Source organism: Halomonas sp. (genome assembly GCF_041689495.1).
Lineage (GTDB): Bacteria > Pseudomonadota > Gammaproteobacteria > Pseudomonadales > Halomonadaceae > Halomonas.
Map to the genome: position 1 here is coordinate 1 of NZ_JBDNGD010000416.1, position 2,069 is coordinate 2,069.

General features: G+C 64.4%; 2 protein-coding genes. Both read right to left on the bottom strand.

Annotation, left to right across the window (positions count from 1 at the left end; all coding sequences use genetic code 11):
* Positions 1 to 121: 121 nt before the first annotated feature.
* Positions 122 to 1,390, bottom strand: a complete 1,269-nt coding sequence (glnG, locus tag ACESMD_RS12940; protein ID WP_372613795.1) for a nitrogen regulation protein NR(I) — start codon at positions 1,388 to 1,390, stop codon at positions 122 to 124.
* Positions 1,383 to 2,069: nitrogen regulation protein NR(II) (glnL, locus tag ACESMD_RS12945; protein ID WP_372613797.1), on the bottom strand; the 687-nt coding region annotated here is incomplete at its 5' end. The genes glnG and glnL, both read right to left, overlap by 8 nt.

Consider the following 2,069-nt stretch of genomic DNA (forward strand, 5'->3'; position numbering starts at 1 on the left):
ATTACACCACCCCCGATCCGCCGCAACAATGCGCCTTTCGTACTAGATACTACCGGGCTTCATATCCGCACCCACGCGGCTTTCATGGTCTTCCTAGCGGGCTTGGCGCTTGGCGCTCAGGCTATTCCCCCTCTGCCAGCGCCGGGAGCAGGGTCTTGAGCTTGCGGGTGAGGGTATTGCGCCCCCAGCCCAGCAGCTCGGCGGCCTCGCCCTTGCGGCCACCGGTGTGGCGCAATGCCGTCTCGATCAATATCCGTTCGAAATCGGGTACCGCCTGCTCCAGCAGGTGGGTATGTCCCGCCGCCAGGGCACGGTCGGCCCAGTCGCGAAAAGCTGTGCGCCAGTCACCGCTGACGGCCTGGGCGCTGTCGCTGCTGCGCAACTCCGGCGGCAGGTCTTCGATGAGCACTTCCCGCCCCGAGGCCATGACCGTCAGCCAGCGGCAGGTATTCTCGAGCTGGCGCACATTGCCCGGCCAGGACAGTTGGGTCAGGTGGGCCTCGGCTTCCGGGGTGAGCACCTTGATGTCGGTGGAGAGCTCCTTGGCAGCCTCGGCCATGAAGTGACGAGCCAGCCGGGGGATATCTTCACGCCGCTCGGCCAGGGTCGGCAGGTGGACGCGGATGACATTGAGGCGATGGAAGAGGTCCTCACGGAAACGGCCATCCTCCACCAACTGTTCCAGGTGCTGGTGGGTAGCGGCGATGATCCGCACATCCACCTTCACCGAGGTATGCCCCCCCACACGATAGAACTCGCCATCGGCCAGCACCCGCAGCAGGCGGGTCTGGGTCTCGGCGGGCATGTCGCCGATCTCGTCGAGGAAGAGGCTGCCACCATCGGCCTGCTCGAAGCGGCCCTGCCGCTGGGCCGTGGCGCCGGTAAAGGCACCCTTCTCGTGACCGAAGAGTTCGGATTCGATCAGATCGCGGGGAATCGCCGCCATGTTCAGGGCAATGAATGGCTTGCCCTCCCTTGGGCTATGCTGGTGAAGGGCCCGGGCGACCCGTTCCTTGCCGGTTCCCGACTCGCCGTTGATAAGCACGGTGATATGCGAATGCGAAAGCCGGCCGATGGCGCGAAACACCTCCTGCATGGCCGGGGCCTCACCGATGATCTCGGCATCCAGCCCCTCGGGCACTCTGACCGGACGCTGGCGCTCCCGTGCATGGGCCACGGCGCGTCGCACCAGGGCCAGGGCATCGTCTACGTCGAAGGGCTTGGGCAGGTATTCGAAGGCGCCCCCCTGGTAGGAGGCCACGGCACTGTCCAGGTCCGAATGGGCGGTCATCACGATGACCGGCAGATCGGGATGGGCCAGGGCGCGTTCCAGCACCCAGCGAATGGCGCGATCATCGTCGACGATCACGACACGGGCGACATCAGTCATGACGAGTCTCCAGCGGAATCAGCAGGCGGAATTCGGTATGGCCGGGGAAGGAGTAACACTCGATCATGCCCTGGTGCTGGTGCAGGATCGACTGGGTGATGGACAAGCCGAGGCCGCTGCCATCGGAGCGCCCCGAGACCATAGGGAAGAACAGCGTCTCGCACAGCGCTTCGGGAACGCCCGGGCCGTTGTCGATGATCGACACCTCACACACCAGTCGATGCCGTTCGTTGCCCAGGGTGAACTGTCGGCGGGCCCGGGTGCGCAATACCAGTCGAGGCTGTGGCGTGCCATCTTCGATCATCGCCTCCATGGCGTTGCGTGCCACATTGAGCACCGCCTGGATCATCTGCGCCTCGTCGCCCGAGAAGTCGGGCAGGCTGGGATCATAGTCCCGGGTGATCTGTACCGATGGCTGCTCGACGATCAACAGGGAACGCACTCGTTCAAGCACCTTGTGGATGTTGAGCGGCTCGTGCCGGGTCAGACGATTGGGACCCAGCATGGAATCCACCAGGTCACGCAGGCGGTCCACCTCCTCGATGATGATGTGGGTGAATTCCTTGAGACCCGGGTCATCGAGATCACGCTCCAGCAACTGGGCCGCGTCCCGGATACCACCCAGCGGATTCTTGACCTCATGGGCGAGCCCACGGGCCAGCACCTTGATGGTTTCCTG